We start from the raw sequence: 19,791 nt of genomic DNA, 5'->3' as shown, positions 1-19,791 counted from the left end.
GTCGCGGGGGGGGGGGGGGGGGGGACCCCCCGACACAAGAAGGGGAGCGGGAAACAAACGCCCAAAAACCCCCTCCCCCCCCCCCCCCCCGGCCGTGATCCGTCCGTCCCGGCTCAGCGCCGCCCGGAGCGCCGGTCGCCCGGGCCGCCGTCGCCACCGCCGGTCAGGCCCGCACGGCGCAGCGCGTCCGCCATGGCGCTGTTGGCGGGCGCACCGCCGCCGGAGCCGCCCCGGTCGTTGCCCCGGTCACCGCTCCCGCGCCGGTCCTGGCCGCCACGGCCGCCCTGACCGCCCTGGTTGCCCTGACCGCCGCCGCGGCGCTCCTGGCGCGGCGGGCGGCCCTGGCGGTCGCCCCGGTCGCCCCGGTCACCGCGGTCGCCGCCGCGCTCGCGCCCGACCTCGTCGTCCAGCCGCAGGGTCAGCCCGATCCGCTTGCGCGGCACGTCCACCGTGAGCACCCGGACCTTGACGATGTCGCCGGGCTTGACCACCTCGCGCGGGTCCTTGACGAAGTTCTTCGACAGCGCCGAGACGTGCACCAGCCCGTCCTGGTGGACGCCCACGTCCACGAAGGCGCCGAAGGCGGCCACATTGGTGACCACGCCCTCCAGCACCATGCCGACCTCCAGGTCGCCGATCTTGTCGACGCCCTCCTTGAAGGTCGCGGTGCGGAAGGCCGGGCGCGGGTCGCGGCCCGGCTTGTCCAGCTCGCCGAGGATGTCGGTGACGGTCGGGACGCCGAAGGTGTCGTCGGCGAAGTCCGCCGGACGCAGCGCCCGCAGCCGCTCGCCGTTGCCGATCAGCTCGCGCAGCTCCCCGCCGGTGGCGGCCAGGATCCGGCGCACCACCGGGTAGGCCTCGGGGTGCACGCTGGAGGCGTCCAGCGGGTCCGCGCCCCCGGGGATGCGCAGGAAGCCGGCGCACTGCTCGAAGGCCTTGGGGCCGAGCCGGGAGACGTCCTTGAGCTGCTTGCGGGTACGGAACGGGCCGTTGGCGTCGCGGTGCGCCACGATGTTGTCGGCCAGCGTGCCGGTGATCCCGGAGACCCGGGTGAGCAGCGGGGCCGAGGCGGTGTTGACGTCCACGCCGACGGCGTTGACGCAGTCCTCGACCACGGCGTCCAGGGAGCGGGAGAGCTTCACCTCGCTCAGGTCGTGCTGGTACTGGCCGACGCCGATCGACTTGGGGTCGATCTTGACCAGCTCGGCCAGCGGGTCCTGGAGCCGGCGGGCGATCGAGACCGCGCCGCGGATCGACACGTCCAGCTCCGGCAGCTCCTGCGAGGCGAACGCGGAGGCCGAGTACACCGAGGCGCCGGCCTCGCTGACCATCGCCTTGGTGAGCTTCAGCTCGGGGTGGCGCCCCAGCAGGTCCTCGGCGAGCTTGTCGGTCTCCCGGGAGGCGGTGCCGTTGCCGATCGCGACCAGGTCGACGCCGTGCTTCGCCGCCAGCGCGGCCAGGGTGGCCAGGGCCGCGTCCCACTTGTTGGCGGGCTGGTGCGGGTAGATCGTGTCGTACGCGACGACCTTGCCGGTGGCGTCCACCACGGCGACCTTCACGCCGGTGCGGAAGCCCGGGTCCAGGCCCATGGTGGCGCGGGTGCCGGCCGGGGCGGCGAGCAGCAGGTCGCGCAGGTTGGCGGCGAAGACCCGCACCGCCTCCTCCTCGGCCTCGGCGCGCAGCCGGGCGCGCAGGTCGATGCCGAGCCGGACCAGGATGCGGGTGCGCCAGGCCCAGCGGACCGTGTCGCCGAGCCACTTGTCGGCCGGGCGGCCGCGGTCCGCGATGCCGAAGCGGGCGGAGATGCGCTGCTCGTAGTCGTTCCCGCCGGGCAGGTCGCCCTCGGACTCGCCGTCGTACGGGGAGAGGTCGAGGTCGAGCACCTCCTCCTTCTCGCCGCGCAGCATCGCCAGGATGCGGTGCGAGGGGAGCCTGGTGTACGGCTCGGCGAAGTCGAAGTAGTCGGCGAACTTGGCGCCGTCGCCCTCCTTGCCGTCGCGGACCCGGGCGACCAGCCGGCCGCGGGTCCACATCCGCTCGCGCAGCGAGCCGACCAGGTCGGCGTCCTCGCCGAAGCGCTCGACCAGGATCGCCCGGGCGCCCTCCAGCGCGGCGGGGCCGTCCGCGACCGACTCGTTCAGGTACCGCGCGGCCAGCGCGGCCGGGTCCTGGCCCGGGTCGGCCAGCAGGGTGTCGGCGAGCGGCTCCAGGCCGGCCTCGCGGGCGATCTGCGCCTTGGTGCGCCGCTTCGGCTTGAACGGCAGGTAGATGTCCTCCAGCCGGGCCTTGGAGTCGGCGGCGAGCACCCGGGCCCGCAGCGCGTCGTCCAGCTTGCCCTGGGCCTCGATCGACTCCAGGACGGCCGCCCGGCGGTCCTCCAGTTCGCGCAGGTAGCGCAGCCGCTCCTCCAGGGCGCGCAGCTGGGCGTCGTCGAGGGAACCGGTGACCTCCTTGCGGTAGCGGGCCACGAAGGGGACGGTCGAGCCGCCGTCGAGCAGGTCGACGGCAGCCTTCACCTGCCCCTCGCGGACACCCAGCTCCTCGGCAATCTTCCGCTCGATCGCCTGCTGGGCCTGCCGGGCCACCTGTTCGACTGCCGTGGTCACGAAGCCGGTCACCTTCTCCATCAGTGCTTGCGCCGTACGCCCTGCATTCTGGCAGGTGCCGACGACGACGCCCGGCCGCACCCGGGACGGCCGGGCGTGGCGCGCCGTCCGGTGCCGTGCCGGGCGGCTCCACCGAGGCTTGAGCGGGGCCCAGTTGCCGCTTCCTAGGCTGGCGGGCATGGACACTCTGGATGCCGCCGCCGAGTTGGAGCGGCTCGCCGCCGCCAAGTACCTGCTGTTCACCACGTACCGGAGGAACGGCACTCCGGTCGCCACCCCGGTGTGGGTCGCGCGCGACGGTGACGCGCTGGTCTTCACCACCGTCACGAAGACGGGCAAGGTCAAGCGCCTGCGCAACCGTTCGGACGTGCTGGTCGGGCCGAGCGACATCCGCGGGAACCTGCTCGGCGCCCAGGTGCCGGCCGCCGCGGTGCTGGACCCGGACCGGGCGCCCGCCTACCGGAAGCTGCTGCGGCGCAAGTACGGGCTGCTGTGCGCGGTGGCGCTGACCGCCAACGTGCTGCGCTTCGGCAAGGGCGGCACCATCGGGGTGCGGGTCACCTTCGACTGATCGCCCGCCGATCGCTTTCGAATGGCCTTCGGAATGTGCGCAGTTCGGGAATCGGGCTGAACGGTAACGACCAGCGCTGTACGCTGCCGGGCATGTGCGCTGCCACCCGGATGCACCCCGACGGGCCGGTGGTCGACGCGGCCCTGGTCCGTCGGCTGATCTCCGTCCAGTTCCCGCAGTGGGAGCGCCTTCCGATCACCCCGGTCCCCGCCCCCGGGGCGGACAACGCGATGTTCCGCCTCGGGCCCGAACTCGCCGTCCGGCTGCCCCGGGTGGAGTGGGCCGCCGGGGGCCTGCGGCGGGAGCAGCAGTGGCTGTCCCGGCTGGCGCCGCGACTGCCGCTGCCCGTCCCGGCGCCGCTCGCGGTCGGCCGGCCCGCCGCCGGCTACCCGTGGGAGTGGTCGGTGCTGCACTGGCTGGACGGCGCCAACCCGGCCGTCAACGCGCTGGCCGCGCCCCAGGCCCTGGCCCGCGACCTGGCCGGCTTCGTCAACGCGCTGCGCGCCGTCGACCCGGCCGGCGCCCCGCCCTCCCAGCGCAGCGCCCCGCTCGCCTCCCGGGACGGCGCCACCCGCGCGGCCATCGCCCAGCTCTCCGGCTCGATCGACACGGGCGCCGCAACCGCCCTGTGGGACAAGGCGCTTCGGCTGCCCGAGTACGCCGGCCCGCCGGTCTGGATGCACGGCGACCTCACCCCGGGCAATCTGCTGCTCGCCCCCACCGGGCGGCTCTCCGCCGTCATCGACTTCGCCCTGATGGGCGTCGGCGACCCGACCGCCGACCTGATCGTCGCCTGGAACCTGCTGCCCGCCGCCGCCCGTCCGGCCTTCCGCACCGCCCTGCGCGCGGACGAGGCGATGTGGGCCCGCGGCCGCGCCTGGGCGTTCTCCATCGCCCTGGTGACGATCCCGTACTACCGCCACACCGACCAGGCGCTGACCGCCAACGCCCGCCACGTCGTCCGCGAGGTGCTCGCCGACCGCGGTGTCTAGGGGCGTCCGCCGTACGCGGTGGCGGCCCTCCCGGGCCGGGACACGCCCGCCGGAGGACCGGGTCCAAAACCTGTCCCGGTCAATCCCCGCTGCTAGCCTGAGGCGCATGACGGGACTGCGGGAGCTGAAGAAGGAGCGGACCCGGCGGGCCATCTCCGAGGCGGCCATCGCGCTGTTCCTGGAGCACGGCTTCGACCGGGTGTCGGTGGCCGACGTCGCGGCCGCCGCCGAGGTCTCCAAACCGACGCTGTTCTCCTACTTCCCCACCAAGGAGGACCTGGTCGTCCACCGCTTCGCCGACCACCAGGAGCAGGCCGCCGAGGTGGTCCGCGCCCGGCCGCCCGGCGAACCGGTGCTCGACGCGCTGCTGCGGGACTTCCTGGCCGGGCTCACCCGGCGCGACCCGGTCACCGGCCTCAACGACCACCCCGCGGTGCTCGCCTTCACCGGCCTGGTCCACGGCACCCCCAGCCTGGCCGCCCGGGTCGGCGAGTACGTGGCCCGCGCCGAGCAGTCGCTGGCCGAGGCACTGCGCGCGAGCCCCGGCCTGCCCGGGCCGCAGGAGCTCACCGCCACCCTGCTCGCCGCCCAGGTCACCGCCACCCAGCGGGTCCTCGCCCTGCACAACTGGCGCCGCATCCGGGACGGCCGCACCGCCGACGAGCTGTACGCCGAGGCCGTCGGGGACGCCACCGGCGCCTTCGGCCTGCTCGCCCACGGCTACGGCCCACCCCGCGGCGAGCGGCCCGCCGCTGACTAGAGTGCGCGCATGACGACTCGTCACCACTCCTTCGATGCCCTGCACAACTTCCGCGACCTGGGCGGCTACGCGGCCGCCGGCGGACGCTCCGTCCGGTGGGGGCTGCTGTACCGCTCCGACTCGCTCGGCAAGCTCGACTCCCCCGCGGACCTCGACCGGCTGCACGCCCTCGGCGTGCGGACCGTGATCGACCTGCGCTACCCCTGGGAGATCGCCGCCAAGGGCCGGGTGCCCGCGTTCGAGGGCCTGGAGTACCACAACCTCTCGATCGAGCACCGCCCGTACGACCAGGCCGAGATCGACCCGGAGCTCGACCCGTGGCGCTACCTCGCCGACCGCTTCGCCGAGGTCGCCGAGGACGGGGTGAAGGAGATCCGCCAGACCCTGGACGTGATCACGGCCGCCGACGCCCCGGTGGTCTTCCACTGCGCCTCCGGCAAGGACCGCACCGGGCTGATCGCCGCCCTGCTGCTCACCCTGCTCGGCGCCGGCGAGGACGACATCGCCGCCGACTTCGCCCTCACCGAGCTCGCCACCCCGCGCTTCGTCGCCGACTGGCACGCCGCCCACCCCGGCCGCACCCTGCGCTGGCCCGCCTTCGGGCGCGCCCCGGAGGCCGTCATCCGGCTCACCCTCGCCGGCCTCGCCGACCGCTACGGCTCGGTCGAGGCCTACCTCACCGGCACCCTCGGCATCGACCGGGAGCAGACCGCCGCTCTGCGCGCCCGCCTGCTGACCGGCTGAGCCCCGCCTCCCCGCGCGGGAAGTCGGCCGGCCCGCCGGGGCTTCCGGAGGTGTCGGAGACGCCCTAGCGTCGGCGTCCGCCCCGGGCGGGGCGGCTGCCGCCCTTGCCGGAGCGGGGCCCGGCCCCTCCTCCGGCCCGGCCGCCGGCCGCCGGGGCCGGGGCGGTCTCGGGCCAGTGGGCGGGCCGGGTGAGGCCGTCCGGGAGGCGGGTGGTGGCGTCGCCGCGGGCGGCGTTGAGCTGGGCCTGGGTGAGGAAGAGGGCCGTGCCGAGGTCCGCGCCGGCCAGGTCGGCGTCCCGCAGGTCGGCGCCGACCAGGTCGGCGAGGCGCAGGTCCGCGCCGGAGAGGTCGGCCGCGACGAGCAGGGCGCCGCGCAGGTTGGCCCCCCGCAGGTCGGCGCCGCGCAGGCGGGCACCGAAGAGGTCGGCGCCCCGGAGCTCGCGGCGGCGCGGGACGGCGGCGCGGACCAGTTCACCGGCGCGCAGCAGCAGCTCGCTGACCCGCTGCCGGTGGGCCGGGACGTCGACGGCGAGGATCTCCTCGGGGGTGCCGCCGGCCAGCCGGTCGGTCTGCGCCAGCGCCTGCCGCAGTTCGTCGTGGACGGGAGCGGCGGCGGCGAAGGTGAGCGCCTCGGTGAGGTGGCGGAGCAGCTCGTGCAGCTGCCGCACGACCGGGAAGACGTCGAACATCGCCTTGGCGCTGTCCGGTTCCTCGCGCCAGCTGCGGCCGCCGAAGGTCACCTGGGAGACCCGCTGCCCGGCGCCGAAGCAGTCGTAGACCGTGCAGCCCTGGAAGCCCCGGTCGCGCAGCTGGGCGTGGATGCCGCAGCGGAAGTCGGTCCGGAGGTTGTGGCAGGCGCTGCCGGCCGCCTTGTTCATGGCGAAGTCGCTGCCGGCGGCGAACGGCAGCGCGACGCAGCAGAGGCCGAAGCAGCTGCCGCAGTCGGATTCCAGCGGGGTCGGCGCGGCCGCCGTGGGGTCCTGCGGCGGCTCGGTCTCGCGCACGTTCCGGGGTCCTTCCAGCAGTCGGCGCCGGGCGGCGCCGTGAACCCGGAAATCCTACTGGCCCGACGACCCTCGCTGCCGGTAAGCTGTGCACTGCCTTTGAGACCATTACACACGGGGGTGGGCGACATGCGGGAACCGGACACCAGGGACCTGGTCCGGATGTGGATCTCCGGCTGGGCCGTCTCGCGCGGCTCCGCCGAGCCGGTGGACCAGCCCTGGGGCTGGAGCATCGACGTCGGCGCGCCGGCCGGCGAGGTGGGCCGGCACGTGCTGCCGGAACCGACCGAGGCCGACGTCCGCAAGCTCGCCGAGACCGTCACCGCGCCGACCACCTGGCTGAAGCTGTTCGCCGAGGACGCCACGGTGCGCCCCTGGCTGGACGAGCGGTGGCGCCTGGACGCGCCGGGCTTCCTGATGAGCGTGCCGCTCGCCGCCGAGCGGCCCGAGGTCCCGGCCGGGTACACCGTGACCGCCTGGGAGCGGGGCGGGGTCCTCCGGGCGCTGGTGCGCACCGGGGACGGGCACCTCGCCGCGCGCGGCCAGGCGGGCCTGGCCGGCCCGGTGGCCGTACCGGACCAGATCACCACCGTGCCCGAGCACCGCCGCCGGGGCCTGGGCGTCCTGGTGATGCGAACGCTCCAGTCCGCCGCGCACGAGCGGGGCGCGCACACCGGCGTACTGGTCGGCACGCCGGAGGGACGGGCGCTCTACGAGGCGATGGGCTGGACCACCCACGCCCCGATGGCGAGCCTGGTCCTCGACGCGCCGGGCGCCGGCGCCGGGGAGTAGCGGGCCTCAGCGGTACGGCAGCAGCTCCGGCCGCTTCGCCGGGCGGCCGTCGCCGGAGGAGCGGCCGGTGAGGCGGCGGCCGATCCACGGGCCGACGTGGGTGCCCAGCCAGCGGGCGTCCTCGCGCAGCCGCTCGGCGCGGCCGGCCGGGGCGGCGGCGGGCAGCGGGGCGCGCCAGTCGAAGGCCGCGGGGCGGCCGAGCGCCTCCAGCACTCCCGCGGCGACCCGGCGGTGACCCTCGGGCGAGAGGTGCAGGCGGTCCTCGGCCCACAGCCGGCGGTCGTCGAAGCAGGGCGCGGAGAACAGGTCGACCACGGCGAAGCCGTCCTGCCGGCCCAGCTCCTGGACGAAGGCCTTCATCCGCAGGATGGCGGGCAGCAGCCGGGCGCTGCCGGCCATGCGCCGGGTGGGGTCGGTGCTGGTGAACAGCACGACGGTGGCGCCGGTGGCGCGCAGCCCGGCGGCGCAGCGACCGAGCAGCCGCTCCACCGCGTCGATGTCGCAGCCGGGGCGCAGCACGTCGTTGAGGCCGCCGGCCAGGGTGACCAGCTCGGCCCCCATCGCGGTGGCGGCGGCGAGCTGCTCGTCGTGGATCTGGCCGATGAGCTTGCCGCGGACGGCGAGGTTGGCGTACCGGAAGCCGGCGTCAGGGGGCTGCGCGTCGGTGCGCTCGGCGGCCAGTGCCGAGGCGACCCGGTCGGCCCAGCCCCGGTAGTGGCCGTCCGGCAGCAGGTCGTCGCCCATGCCCTCGGTGAAGGAGTCGCCGACGGCGACATAGCTGCGGTAGGGGGTGGGCACGGGCTGGCCTCCGCTCTCCTGGAACGACTCCGGCGGTCCGACGGTCCGACGATCGTACGTGCGTGCCCGTCCGGGGCGGCGACGGGCCCCGGCGCTCATCGCACGCCGATCGTTCGTTTATCGGCCCGGGACACTCTGAGGGCACACGGGGCGGCGGTCGGCGACGGGGGCCTTGCCGCCGCCCCGTCCGGGTGACCGGGCACGCCCGCGGTCGTCAGCCGGCCGCGACCGCCGCCGGCTCCTCCGCCCCGCGGGGCGTGAACCAGTGCTCGCGCACGGCGTCGGTGGGCCGCTGCTCGCCGAGGGCGGCCAGCCCCCACTGCCCCAGCGCCTCGACGACCGGCCGCAGTTCACGGCCCCGCCCGGTCAGTTCGTAGACCGTCGCGCTGGCGGGCCGCTCCAGCCGGCGGCGGGTCACCAGCTCCTCCGCCTCCAACTGCTTGAGCCGGGCGGCCAGGATGTCGGTGGAGACGCCGGGCAGGTCGGCGTGCAGGTCGGTGTAGCGGCGCGGGCCGCCGAGCAGCTCACGGACGATCAGGAGGCTCCAGCGCTCCCCCACCGCGTCCAGGGCGCGGGCGACGGCGCAGTACTGGTCGTAGCTTCGGCGTGACATGTGGATCAGCATAGCCAAGAGGTTGGACTTTCCAAGTACACACTTGGTAGAACAAAGCTGAAGCAACGGAGCGGTGGTGACGGTCGGGAGGCCGCAGATGGAGTTTCGACAGTCCAGCAAGCTGAATGACGTGTGCTACGAGATCCGGGGCCCGGTGGTCGACCAGGCCAACGCCCTGGAGGAGGCCGGGCACAGCGTGCTGCGGCTGAACACCGGGAACCCGGCCCCGTTCGGCTTCGAGGCGCCCGAGGAGATCATCCAGGACATCATCCGCAACCTGCCCAAGGCGCACGGCTACAGCGACTCGCGCGGCATCCTGCCGGCCCGCCGGGCGGTGGTGCAGTACTACCAGCAGCGCGGGGTCCAGGGCGTCAGCGTCAACGACGTCTACCTCGGCAACGGCGTCTCCGAACTGATCCAGATGGCCGTCACCGCGCTGGTGGACGACGGCGACGAGGTCCTCGTGCCGATGCCCGACTACCCGCTCTGGACGGCCGCGGTCCGGCTGGCCGGCGGCAAGGCCGTGCACTACCTGTGCGACGAAGAGGCCGAGTGGTACCCGGACCTGGACGACATCGCCGCCAGGATCACCGCCCGCACCAAGGCGATCGTCGTCATCAACCCCAACAACCCCACCGGCGCCGTCTACCCGAAGGAACTGCTGGAGGGCATCCTCGACCTGGCCCGCCGCCACCACCTGATGGTGCTGGCCGACGAGATCTACGACAAGATCCTCTACGACGGCACCGAGCACCACTGCCTGGCCGCCCTGGCCGACGACGTGCTGACCCTCACCTTCAACGGCCTCTCCAAGTCCTACCGGGTGGCCGGCTTCCGCAGCGGCTGGCTGGTCGTCTCCGGCCCCCGGCAGCACGCCACCGACTACCTGGAGGGCCTGACCATGCTCTCCGGCATGCGGCTGTGCCCCAACGTGCCCGCCCAGTACGCCGTGCAGGCGGCACTCGGCGGCCACCAGTCCATCAACGACCTGGTGCTGCCCGGCGGCCGGCTCACCGAGCAGCGCGACATCGCCGTCAAGGCGCTCAACGAGATCCCCGGCGTCAGCTGCGTCAAGCCCAAGGGCGCGCTGTACGCCTTCGCCAGGCTGGACCCGGCGGTGCACCGGATCGTCGACGACGAGCGGTTCGTGCTGGACCTGCTGCTGCGCGAGAAGATCCACGTCGTCCAGGGCACCGGCTTCAACTGGCCGCGCCCGGACCACTTCCGCTTCGTCACCCTGCCCCGGGCCGACGACCTGGAGACGGCCGTCAACCGGATCGGGCGCTTCCTGGCCACGTACCGCCAGAGCTGACGCCCCGGGACACACCCTTAGGCTCGACGGCATGACCGTCCTTCGCTCCGTCGCCCTGTTCGTCCTCGCCGCCGTCGCCGAGATCGGCGGCTGCTGGCTGGTCTGGCAGAGCGTGCGCGAGCAGCGGCCGTGGTGGCTGGCCGGCCTGGGGGTGGTGGCGCTCGGCGCGTACGGCTTCGTGGCCGCCCTGCAGCCGGACAGCAACTTCGGCCGGGTGCTGGCCGCGTACGGCGGGGTGTTCGTGGCCGGCTCGCTGCTGTGGGGCGTGGTGGTGGACGGCTTCCGCCCGACCCGCTACGACGTCCTGGGCGCGCTGGTCTGCCTGGCCGGGGTCGGCGTCATCATGTACGGGCCCCGGCGCTGAGGTCCTCCCTCACCGCCGGGGCCCGTCGGGCGCGTCCGGGGAACGCCGGCCGCTCGGGGACTACCAGCCCCAGCCGCCGCCCTGGCCGTCGTCGTCGCGGTTCGAGTCCCAGCCCTCGCCGACCGTGCGCAGGATCGTGTAGTTGTCGATCTGCGTGCCGTCCTCGGCCAGCGCGGTGACCTTCATGACCGACTTCTGGCCCAGGTGCTTCGGGGTGACGTCGACCTTGATGAAGGAGTAGCCGGTGTAGCGCACCCGCGACCACTGGATGGTCTCGGGGGTCTTCACCTTGCCCTTGCTCCAGTAGTAGGTCTTGACCTCGTCCTGGTGGTTCTCGTGCCCCTCGTAGGTGTCCGGCACGTCGAACTTGTACAGGCTGCGACCGGCCGCACCCGCGGTGACGTAGACCACGCCGTCCTTGGCCGGCTCGATGGTGGCGCCGCTCGGCACCTGCTTCGAGACCTTGTTCCCGAGGATCGCGTCGGTGCGCTCGTAGATGTGGTTGTGGCCGTTGATGACCAGGTCCACCCGGTACTTCTCGAACAGCGGCACCCAGGCCTCGCGGACACCGCCCTCGGAGGCGTGCGCGACGGTGGTGGAGAAGGCGCAGTGGTGGAAGAAGACCACGACGAAGTCGACGGTCTCGTCGTTGCGCAGGTCCTTGAGGGTGCGCTCCAGCCACTTGGTCTGCTTGTTCGCCGAGACGCCCAGGTTGGCCGGGATCTCGTAGGAGACGTCGTTGGCGTCCAGCGAGATGACGCCGACGTTCTTGTAGCGGAAGGTGTAGACGCCGGGGACGGCGCGCGGGTCCGGGCCGTTGTTCGGCAGGAAGAAGCGGGCGTTCTCGCCGCCGTAGCCGTTCGGCGAGTACCAGGCCTCGATGTCGTGGTTGCCGTACGCGACCATCCACGGGATCTCGGCGGCGACCGTCTCGGTCTGCACCAGGAAGTCGTCCCAGGTCTTCGCGTTGAAGACGGACTTGTCCGGGTCGGTGCCGGAACCGGCCGGGTCGGCGTAGCAGATGTCGCCGGCGTGCAGGTGGAAGGCCGGGTTCTGGGCCTTGATGATGTGGTCGTTGCCGGCCGCGTGCGCGCTGACGCCCTGGTCGCCGAAGGCGGTGAAGGTGAACGGCTCGTACACCTTGCCCCAGCGGTGGTCGCGGGAGGGCGCGGTGCGGAAGGTGTGCAGGGTGGAGATCTGCTGCTGCGAGGCCGGGTCGAAGCCCTCGTGGCCGACACCGTAGTAGTAGACGGTGTCGGGGCGCAGGTCCTCCAGCGCCACGTGCAGGTAGTACTGGTCCACCGGCTGGCTGTTGGGGGTCAGCGCCGGGGTGTGCAGGGCGCGGACCTCGGCCTGGACCTTGTGGCTCAGCTCCCACGGGGTCTTTCCGAAGCGCAGGAACGGCTTCTTGACCGGGGCCGGCACCTGCCAGGAGACGCGGAACTGGGTGTCCGGCTCGGGGCCGAACTGGAGGTGACGGCCGGTCGGCGCGACCAGCGCGCCGTCGATGCCGCTGGTCGTGCCACCGGTCAGCAGCTGCGGGCCGGCCGGGGCGGCGAAGGCCGTCCCGCTGCCCAGTGCGCCGCCGACGGCGACGGCGCCCACGGTCACGGCACCGGCGCGCAGCATCCGGCGGCGGGAGAAACGGGCCCGCAGGTACTCGTGCTGCTCGGCCATGCTCATGCGGTCGGCAAGCTTGGCCGGCACGCCCATGTTGGGGATATCCATGCGCGGGACTCTTCCAGCGGCACGTTGATCGCGCACGGACGCCGGGTGAACGGGTCGCAGCGTACCCGTCATTCGAACGCCAATGTTCGACCATGATTCGGTAAAGGGCGTACCCGTACCGTCTCGACGCCGCATCATGGCCCCCACCGGTCCCCCGGGCTGAGTGGGCGTCACCGGACCCGGGCCGGGGCCGTCCTCAGCCGGAGGGCTCGTCCCACTGGGTGGCGGCCCGGTTGCCGGTGCCGTCGCAGGTGCGGCAGATCTCGTCCCGGTAGGCGTGCTTGGCCCCGGTCGCGTCCACCCGGTAGCGCACGTACACCCCGGTGCCGTCGCAGAGGAAGCAGTTGCCGCCCCCGCCGCCCACCTCGGTGGTGCCGGTGCCCTGGCAGGTCCGGCAGCTGAGACCGGCGGTCCGGCCGGTGCCCGCGCAGATGCGGCAGACCGTCGTCATCGGCTTCCTCCCTCGCGCGGAATCGGCTCGGCGCCGTCCGCGAGGGCCCGGCGCCACCGGTCATGGTAGTGGTGAAGGCACCCGGACCGACCCGGGTTCGCCCCGGGTAGACATGATCCGACGATCATCCGGTAGGACCGGGGGCCGAGCTCAGCCGGAGCCCGGCCTCACTCCGGCAGGCCCTCGCGGACCCGCCGGGACACCGAGATCAGCTGGAGGTCCAGCAGCCCCGGTGGATCGGCCAGGCCCGGGCCGCCCGCGCGCACCCAGGCGCCGATCTCGTCGATCATCTCGTCCATCAGCACGAAGCCCAGCCAGACCGGCCGGCCGCCCGCCGCCCGGCCCTCCGCCGAGGGGCCGACCACCACCACGTTCGACTGGGTGCACACGTCCAGGCACTTGACCGCCCGGACCCGGCCCGCCGAACCCACCGCCGTCCGCAGCCGCTCGTACTGGCCCGCATGGTCCACCCCGGGGTGCTTGGCCTCGGTGCCGCAGCAGCAGCCCCGGCAGACCGTGACGGTCACGGGGGCACCGGCGCCCCGCTTGCGGTCCCGGGCACCGTCGCGCTCTCGGCGGCTCATCGGCTCTGCTCCCCCTCGTGGTCGGCGGCGCGCTCCGCACCGGCCCCCGCACTGTACCCGCAGGCCAGGGGGCGCCCGCCAGACCCTTAGGATGCGCACGGCCCACGGGCCGCAACACGAGTCACGAACGACAAGGGGAGGACGGCCGGATGCCGAAGCGAAGGGGCCGCCGCGGTACACGGATATCGGTGGCCGTGGGAGTGGTCGGGATCCTGTGCGCCGTGCTCGGGTTCGCCGTGGTCGGCTCCGGCTACGGCTACCACCGCATGACGGGCGAGACGATGTCGCCGGAGCTGCGGTCGGGCACCGGGCTCTGGACCGAACGGGTCCGGCCCGCGGACGTGCGCCACGGCGAGGTCTACGCCGTCGACTCCCCCTGGACGCTGCAGGGCATGGTCGTCCAGCGGGCCATGGCCCTGGGCGGCGACCGCATCGCCTGCGCGAACGGGCAGTTCAGCCTCAACGGGAAGCCGGTCGACGAGCCGCCGGCCCGGCAGGCCCACACCTGCTACCTCGACTTCGACGTCACCGTCCCGCCGGGCCGGGCCTTCCTCATGGGGGACCGCCGCGCCGACGCCTTCGACTCCCGGATCAACCTGGCCGACCAGCAGGGCACCGTCGACCTCGCCAAGGTCGGCGAGCGGGTGGTGTGGCACAACGGCGCCGGCGACGAGGCGCTGCCCGGCAAGCTCGCCGGGGCACTCGTCCTGGCCGCGCTCGGGCTGCTGCTGGCCGTCATCGGCCTGATCGCGGCGATCGTCCTCGCCGTCCGCGGCCGGGCCGCCCGGCCGCTGGGGCTGGAGCCGCCGGCCACCTTCTGACGCCGCCCCCGGCGCCGCTACCCGACCGCCCGGGCCGCCGCCCGTCCCGCCGTACGGCCCGAGAACAGGCAGCCGCCCAGGAACGTCCCCTCCAGGGAGCGGTACCCGTGCACGCCCCCGCCGCCGAACCCGGAGGCCTCGCCGGCCGCGTACACCCCCGGCAGCACCTCGCCGTCCGGCCGCAGCACCCGCGAGGACAGATCGGTCTCCAGTCCGCCCAGCGACTTGCGGGTCAGGATGTTCAGCCGGACGGCGATCAGCGGCGCGGCGCCCGGGTCGAGGATGCGGTGCGGGGCGGCGGTGCGGATGAGCCTGTCGCCGAGGTGGCGGCGGGCCCCGTGGATCGCGGTGACCTGGAGGTCCTTGGCGAAGGGGTTGGCCAGCTGCCGGTCGCGGTCCTCGACGGTGCGGCGCAGCTCGTCCGGGTCGATCAGCGGTTCGCCGGTCCTGGCGTTCATGCCCCGGGCGAGGTCGGCGAGGTCGCGGGCGACCACGAAGTCCCGGCCGTGCCGCAGGTGGCCCTGGACCGGGCCGGGGGCGCCGGGCAGCGCGCGCCCGAGCACGCCGCGCACCGACTTGCCGGTCAGGTCGGGGTTCTGCTCGGAGCCGGAGAGGGTGAACTCCTTCTCGACGATCCGCTGGTTGAGCACGAACCAGGTGTACTCGTACCCGGTGGACATGATGTGTTCGAGCGTGCCGAGGGTGTCGAAGCCGGGGAACAGCGGGACGGGCAGCCGCCTGCCCCGCGCGTCCAGCCAGAGCGAGGAGGGGCCGGGCAGGATGCGGATGCCGTGCCGGGCCCAGATCGGGTCCCAGTTCTCGATGCCCTCGGTGTAGTGCCACATCCGGTCGCCGTTGATCAGGCTGGCCCCGGCCCGGCCGGCGACCTCCAGCATCAGTCCGTCCACGTGCGCGGGCACCCCGGAGAGCAGCCTGGCGGGCGGGGTGCCGAGCCGGGCCGGCCAGGCCTTGCGGACCAGGTCGTGGTTGCCGCCGATGCCGCCGGAGGTGACGATCACGGCCTGGGCGCGCAGCTCGAAGCTCCCGGCGGCCTCGCGCGAGCTGGCCTCGCCCCGGCCCGCCGGGCTCGGCACCAGCACCTCGCCGGTGATGGTGTCGACGGCGCCCGCGGTGGCGGACAGCCCGGTGACCCGGTGCCGGAAGCGCAGGTCCACCAGGCCGCGCGCGGCGGCGGCGCGGACCCGCCGGACGAAGGGCGCCAGCAGCCCCGGCCCGGTGCCCCACGTGATGTGGAAGCGCGGCACCGAATTGCCGGGCCCGTCGGCGAGGTAGCCGCCGCGCTCGGCCCAGCCGACCACCGGGAAGAACCGCACGCCCATGCCGTGCAGCCAGGAGCGCTTCTCGCCCGCCGCGAAGTCCACGTACGCCTCGGCCCAGCGGCGCGGCCAGGCGTCCTCGGGCCGGTCGAAGCCGGCCGTACCGAGCCAGTCCCGCAGGGCGAGGGCGTGCGAGTCGCGGATCCGCATCCGGCGCTGCTCGGGCGAGTCGACCAGGAAGAGGCCGCCGAAGGACCAGTGCGCCTGGCCGCCGAAGGAGGCGGCGGGCTCCTGGTCGAGGAGGATCACCTTCCGTCCGGCGTCGGCGAGTTCGGCGGTGGCGGCGAGGCCCGCGAGGCCCGCTCCGATGACGATGACGTCGGCGTCCAGGGCCATGCGCAGTCCTCCGTCGGGGCTCGCGGTGGCGGCGCGTCCGGGACGCGTCGCCGCTGTGCGCCCGATACTGCGGTCTGCGGTGACGTCCGGTCAACCGGCGGGTAACAACCGCCCGCGTGAATTCCGCTCCGGGCCGTTTCGGAATTGCCGCCGGCAGTGGCGCGATAGCCGTTCGAGAGCCGTGCGATAGCCGTTCGGCATCCGGTGGGGCGAAATGCGGAATTCCGTCCGGGCCCGGCCTGACGGAATGTCGGCAATTTCCGCGCAAACCATGGACGTCCGGGAAACCTGGCAGTAACTTACCTGCGAGTAGCTGTGGCCCGGCTCGATGCGACCCCCACCCGTCGTTTCTCTCCCCCAGGAGGAATCGTGCTCCGCCCTGCCCGGAAATCCCGGCACCTCCGGAATTCCACCGCGCTCGCCGCCGTCGCCCTCGGTGCCGCACTCGCGCTCACCTCCACCAGCGCCCAGGCCGCCGGCGCCGCGCCGAAGCACTACGTGGCGCTCGGCGACTCCTACGCCGCCGGCGCCGGCGTGCCGGGCCAGTCGGCCGGTCTGTGCCTGCGCTCCGACCGCAACTACGGCCACCTGGTCGCCGCCGCCCTCAAGTCCGGCCGGTACACCGACGTCACCTGCTCCGCGGCCAAGATCAAGGCGATGACGCAGCCCCAGTACGACGCCTTCATCAGGGTCAACGACCCGCAACTGGACGCGGTGACCGCCGACACCGACCTGGTCACCCTCGGGATCGGCGGCAACGACCTCGCGGCCAGCGACCTCGGCCTCGGCGAACTGGTCGCCACCTGCATCGCCGGCGCCGTCGTCAACCCGCTCGGCACGCCCTGCAAGGACGTCTACCACCACGGCCACTGGGACTGGAGCAGCATGTCCTGGCAGTACGGCACCGACGACCTGGCCGAGCGGATCCGCACCACCATCGCCCCGCAGCTGGCCGACACCCTCAAGCGCATCCACGCCAAGGCGCCCGGGGCCAGGGTGCTGCTGGTCGGCTACCCGTCCGTGCTGCCCGCCGACGGCTCGAAGTGCATCCTGCGCCAGCCGGTGACGCCGGGCGACGTCGAGTACATGCACGGCGTGCTCAACAAGCTGAACGCCGCGCTGAAGTCCACCGCGGCCGCGAACGGCGCGACCTACGTGGACACCGCGACGCCGACCCTCGGGCACGACGTCTGCTCGGACGACCGCTGGATCGAGGGCGCGCTGCCCGGCTCGCCCGCCGTGCCGTTCCACCCCAACGCGACCGGCGAGCAGGTGATGGCCCAGGCGGTGCTCGCCGCGCTGAAGTAGCGCGGCCGCGGCGCCCGAACCGCCGCGCGCGCGGGTGCCGCGCCCCTACCGCCGCCCGCGCGGCGCCCGCCCGGCGCGCCCCCGGAAAGCCCCGAGGGGCCGGCGACCGAACCCCCGGTCACCGGCCCCTCGGTCCTGCGCGCCCTACTCGGACTTCGCGGAGGCGGAGGCGGAGGCGGCACCGACCGCGGAACCGGCGGCCAGCCCCGCCGACCACTTCTCCTCGACGTTGCCGAGCTTCCAGTAGGCGATCGCCGCGGCCCAGGTGAGCACGAACAGTCCGACGATGGCGTAGCCGACGAAGTTGAGGTCCAGTGCGCCGATCCAGGCGACCGGACCGCTGGTGATGTCCAGCTTCTCGCCGAGCAGGCCGATCAGCTCGATCGAGCCGATCACCAGCGCGACCAGCACCGACAGCCCGGTGACGGTCAGGTTGTAGTAGATCTTGCGGACCGGCTTGGAGAAGGCCCACTCGTACGCGAAGTTCATGAACGAGCCGTCGATGGTGTCCAGCAGGCTCATTCCGGCCGCGAACAGGATCGGCAGCGTGAGCAGCGCGTACCAGGGCAGCGAGAAGGCCGCCGCGCCGCCCGCCAGCACCAGCAGGGACACCTCGGTGGCGGTGTCGAAGCCCAGGCCGAACAGCAGGCCCACCGGGTACATGTGCCAGGGCTTGGTGACGGCCCTGGTGACCCTGCCGAGGATGCGGTTCATCAGCCCGCGCCGCTCCAGCTGGCGCTCCAGCTCCGCCTCGTCGTAGTCGCCCTCGCGCATCCGGCGGAAGACCTTGAGGATGCCGTTGAAGGCGCCCAGGTTGATCAGGCCGAGCAGCAGCAGGAAGGTGCCGGAGACGGCGACGCCGATCAGGCCGGTCATCTCGTGCAGCGTCGAGTCGTCGGACTCCACCTGGCCGGCCAGCGAGCGGATGCCGAGGGCCAGCAGCGCGCAGAGGCCGAAGACGATCGACGAGTGCCCGAGCGAGAACCAGAAGCCGACCGACAGCGGCCGCTTGCCCTGGCCCATCAGCTTGCGGGTGGTGTTGTCGATGGCGGCGATGTGGTCCGCGTCGAAGGCGTGCCGCATGCCGAGGGTGTAGGCGGTCAGGCCCATGCCGGCGCCGAACACCTGGCCGCCGACGTCGTAGTGCTCGGGCTCGACCACCGCGAGCAGGGTGAACCAGCCGATGACGTGGAGCGCGAGGATGAATCCGCCCATTCCGGCCAGGCGGATCCACTCCTCACGGGTGAGCCGGTCGCGCCAGCGGGGGGCAGTCATCTTCGTGTCCTTTCGGTCGGGCGGTCGGAAGCTGGGCCATCTTTCCGCCTCGGTGCGCGCAGTTGCAAGTCATGCGCAATTACGGATTCGTCTCCCCCCGCTCTCCCCGGCTTCCACCCCCCTCCCGAAGATCGTCACGACCCGTACAAGGCTTCGTAACCTCGGAGGGCTTTCACCCTGCGCTCTACGCGCGGATACTCCCGTTCTACGCGCGAAAACCTGAGCGCTGCCCCCTCAACTCCCCACGGAGGAACGGCACATGACGATCCGCATCCGAACCGCCGCGGCCCTCGCCGGAACGGCCCTGCTCACGGCCGGTCTCACCACCCCCGCCGCCACCGCCGCGCCCGGCCCCGCCGCGCCCGCCGCACTCACCGCGTCCGCCGCACTCACCGCGTCCGCCGCCGGGACCGCCACCGTCGGCGCCACCCCGCACCGGGTGCTGTTCGACAACAGCAAGGCCGAGACCGCGGGCAACGCCGACTGGATCATCAGCACCAGCCAGCCCGACCCGCTGGCCCAGAACGCCAACCCCACCACCGAGAAGAGCTGGACCGGCGCCCTGTCCGCCTGGGGCGTCGCCCTCCAGAAGACCGGCCAGTACAGCCTGAAGACCCTCCCGGCCGGGTCCACCATCAGCTACGGCACCGGCGCCGCGCTCGACCTCGCCAACTTCGACACCTTCGTGATCCCGGAGCCCAACACGCGCTTCTCCGCGGGCGAAAAGGCCGCGATCATGAACTTCGTGAAGAACGGCGGCGGGCTCTTCCTGGTCTCCGACCACAACAACAGCGACCGCAACAACGACGGCTGGGACTCCCCGAAGATCATCAACGACCTGCTGACCAACAACGGGGTGAACAACAACGACCCCTTCGGCTTCTCGGTCGACCTGCTCAACATCACCACCGACAACCCGCGCGCGGCCGACGCCCCGACCGACCCGGTGCTGCACGGCCCCTTCGGCACCGTCACCGGCTCCATCCTGCGCAACGGCACCACCTTCACCCTCAAGCCCGCCGACAACCCGAACGTCAAGGGCCTGGTCTACCGGACCGGCTACAGCGGCAACACCGGCGCGTTCTTCGTCACCAGCACCTTCGGCTCCGGCCGGGTCGCGATCTGGGGCGACAGCTCCCCGATCGACGACGGCACCGGCCAGTCCGGCAACACCCTGTACAACGGCTGGGACGACCCGGCGGGCACCGACGCCGCCCTCGCCCTCAACGCCACCGCCTGGCTGAGCAAGGCCTGACCTGGGGCGCCCCCACCGGGGCCCCGCTCATCAGGCCCCCGCTCACCAGGCCTCCTCATCAGGCCCCTCTCATCAGGAAAAGGGCCGCTCCCTCCCCTACTGTCGGAAATACCGAACCGTCGGAAGGCCGACGCCCGGGAC

17 protein-coding genes and 2 pseudogenes are annotated in these 19,791 nt (G+C 73.4%); 10 read left to right on the top strand and 9 right to left on the bottom strand.

Annotated elements, in window-relative coordinates; translation table 11 throughout:
- Positions 1-113: 113 nt before the first annotated feature.
- A complete protein-coding gene (locus ACFVGO_RS32375) occupies positions 114-2,606 on the bottom strand; it encodes a Tex family protein (RefSeq protein ID WP_380635642.1) in 2,493 nt (830 codons plus the stop codon).
- A gap of 178 nt (positions 2,607-2,784) precedes the next feature.
- Here ACFVGO_RS32375 and ACFVGO_RS32370 point away from each other — a divergent pair, with 178 nt between their 5' ends.
- From ACFVGO_RS32370 to ACFVGO_RS32355, 4 genes are all read left to right on the top strand, one after another.
- Complete coding sequence (locus ACFVGO_RS32370) at positions 2,785-3,177, top strand: PPOX class F420-dependent oxidoreductase (protein WP_359912243.1); 393 nt, start codon at positions 2,785-2,787, stop codon at positions 3,175-3,177.
- Positions 3,178-3,269: 92 nt separating this feature from the next.
- Positions 3,270-4,169, top strand: a complete 900-nt coding sequence (locus ACFVGO_RS32365; protein WP_380354378.1) for an aminoglycoside phosphotransferase family protein — start codon at positions 3,270-3,272, stop codon at positions 4,167-4,169.
- A 106-nt stretch (positions 4,170-4,275) separates the two neighbouring features.
- Positions 4,276-4,929 (top strand): TetR family transcriptional regulator, encoded by a 654-nt coding sequence (locus ACFVGO_RS32360; RefSeq protein WP_359912249.1) that lies wholly within the window; start codon positions 4,276-4,278, stop codon positions 4,927-4,929.
- Positions 4,930-4,938: 9 nt separating this feature from the next.
- Positions 4,939-5,673, top strand: coding sequence for a tyrosine-protein phosphatase (locus tag ACFVGO_RS32355; protein WP_380635638.1), 735 nt, complete (start codon positions 4,939-4,941; stop codon positions 5,671-5,673).
- A 64-nt stretch (positions 5,674-5,737) separates the two neighbouring features.
- Here ACFVGO_RS32355 and ACFVGO_RS32350 read toward each other — a convergent pair whose 3' ends face one another.
- The gene (locus tag ACFVGO_RS32350) at positions 5,738-6,676 is read right to left on the bottom strand and encodes a pentapeptide repeat-containing protein (RefSeq protein WP_380635636.1); all 939 of its coding nucleotides are present in this window, start codon (positions 6,674-6,676) and stop codon (positions 5,738-5,740) included.
- A 129-nt stretch (positions 6,677-6,805) separates the two neighbouring features.
- Between ACFVGO_RS32350 and ACFVGO_RS32345 the strand changes: the two genes are divergently transcribed.
- Positions 6,806-7,468: a GNAT family N-acetyltransferase gene (locus tag ACFVGO_RS32345; RefSeq protein WP_359912258.1), complete on the top strand. Its 663-nt coding sequence runs from the start codon at positions 6,806-6,808 to the stop codon at positions 7,466-7,468.
- 6 nt (positions 7,469-7,474) lie between these two features.
- Here the strand turns inward: ACFVGO_RS32345 and ACFVGO_RS32340 are convergent, their stop codons facing one another.
- Positions 7,475-8,266, bottom strand: a complete 792-nt coding sequence (locus ACFVGO_RS32340) for an SGNH/GDSL hydrolase family protein (RefSeq protein WP_359912261.1) — start codon at positions 8,264-8,266, stop codon at positions 7,475-7,477.
- A gap of 259 nt (positions 8,267-8,525) precedes the next feature.
- Positions 8,526-8,879: pseudogene (locus ACFVGO_RS32335) on the bottom strand (winged helix-turn-helix transcriptional regulator); the annotation flags it as partial.
- Between the two features lie 97 nt (positions 8,880-8,976).
- On the opposite strand from ACFVGO_RS32335, the gene ACFVGO_RS32330 reads away from it, so the two are divergent.
- Both ACFVGO_RS32330 and ACFVGO_RS32325 read left to right on the top strand, forming a co-directional pair.
- Positions 8,977-10,191, top strand: coding sequence for a pyridoxal phosphate-dependent aminotransferase (locus ACFVGO_RS32330; RefSeq protein ID WP_359912264.1), 1,215 nt, complete (start codon positions 8,977-8,979; stop codon positions 10,189-10,191).
- A gap of 31 nt (positions 10,192-10,222) precedes the next feature.
- Positions 10,223-10,555, top strand: coding sequence for a YnfA family protein (locus ACFVGO_RS32325; RefSeq protein WP_359912267.1), 333 nt, complete (start codon positions 10,223-10,225; stop codon positions 10,553-10,555).
- 60 nt (positions 10,556-10,615) lie between these two features.
- Here ACFVGO_RS32325 and ACFVGO_RS32320 read toward each other — a convergent pair whose 3' ends face one another.
- The 3 genes from ACFVGO_RS32320 to ACFVGO_RS32310 form a co-directional block, all read right to left on the bottom strand.
- Positions 10,616-12,283: a metallophosphoesterase family protein gene (locus ACFVGO_RS32320; protein ID WP_359912270.1), complete on the bottom strand. Its 1,668-nt coding sequence runs from the start codon at positions 12,281-12,283 to the stop codon at positions 10,616-10,618.
- A gap of 196 nt (positions 12,284-12,479) precedes the next feature.
- Positions 12,480-12,734: a hypothetical protein gene (locus ACFVGO_RS32315; protein WP_359912273.1), complete on the bottom strand. Its 255-nt coding sequence runs from the start codon at positions 12,732-12,734 to the stop codon at positions 12,480-12,482.
- A gap of 167 nt (positions 12,735-12,901) precedes the next feature.
- Positions 12,902-13,318 carry a (2Fe-2S) ferredoxin domain-containing protein gene (locus ACFVGO_RS32310; protein WP_359912276.1) on the bottom strand — a complete coding sequence of 139 codons (417 nt, stop codon included), beginning with the start codon at positions 13,316-13,318 and terminating at the stop codon, positions 12,902-12,904.
- A 188-nt stretch (positions 13,319-13,506) separates the two neighbouring features.
- Here ACFVGO_RS32310 and lepB point away from each other — a divergent pair, with 188 nt between their 5' ends.
- On the top strand, positions 13,507-14,139 hold the full coding sequence (gene lepB / locus ACFVGO_RS32305) for a signal peptidase I (protein ID WP_359912279.1): 633 nt from the start codon (positions 13,507-13,509) through the stop codon (positions 14,137-14,139).
- A gap of 17 nt (positions 14,140-14,156) precedes the next feature.
- On the opposite strand, the gene ACFVGO_RS32300 is transcribed toward lepB, so the two are convergent.
- The gene (locus tag ACFVGO_RS32300) at positions 14,157-15,812 is read right to left on the bottom strand and encodes an FAD-binding dehydrogenase (protein ID WP_380635631.1); all 1,656 of its coding nucleotides are present in this window, start codon (positions 15,810-15,812) and stop codon (positions 14,157-14,159) included.
- Between the two features lie 369 nt (positions 15,813-16,181).
- Between ACFVGO_RS32300 and ACFVGO_RS32295 the strand changes: the two genes are divergently transcribed.
- Positions 16,182-17,120, top strand: coding sequence for an SGNH/GDSL hydrolase family protein (locus ACFVGO_RS32295; protein ID WP_380635629.1), 939 nt, complete (start codon positions 16,182-16,184; stop codon positions 17,118-17,120).
- Between the two features lie 144 nt (positions 17,121-17,264).
- Here the strand turns inward: ACFVGO_RS32295 and ACFVGO_RS32290 are convergent, their stop codons facing one another.
- The gene (locus tag ACFVGO_RS32290) at positions 17,265-18,395 is read right to left on the bottom strand and encodes a HoxN/HupN/NixA family nickel/cobalt transporter (RefSeq protein WP_380354358.1); all 1,131 of its coding nucleotides are present in this window, start codon (positions 18,393-18,395) and stop codon (positions 17,265-17,267) included.
- Positions 18,396-18,654: 259 nt separating this feature from the next.
- On the opposite strand from ACFVGO_RS32290, the pseudogene ACFVGO_RS32285 reads away from it, so the two are divergent.
- Positions 18,655-19,647, top strand: a pseudogene (locus ACFVGO_RS32285) (hydrolase); the annotation flags it as partial.
- Between the last annotated feature and the right edge of the window lie 144 nt (positions 19,648-19,791).

It is taken from the genome of Kitasatospora sp. NPDC057738 (genome assembly GCF_042798815.1).
Classification (GTDB): Bacteria; Actinomycetota; Actinomycetes; order Streptomycetales; family Streptomycetaceae; genus Kitasatospora; species Kitasatospora lactacystinica.
The sequence above is the reverse complement of the archived record's forward strand: the minus strand, read 5'-3'. Positions and strand labels throughout refer to the sequence as shown.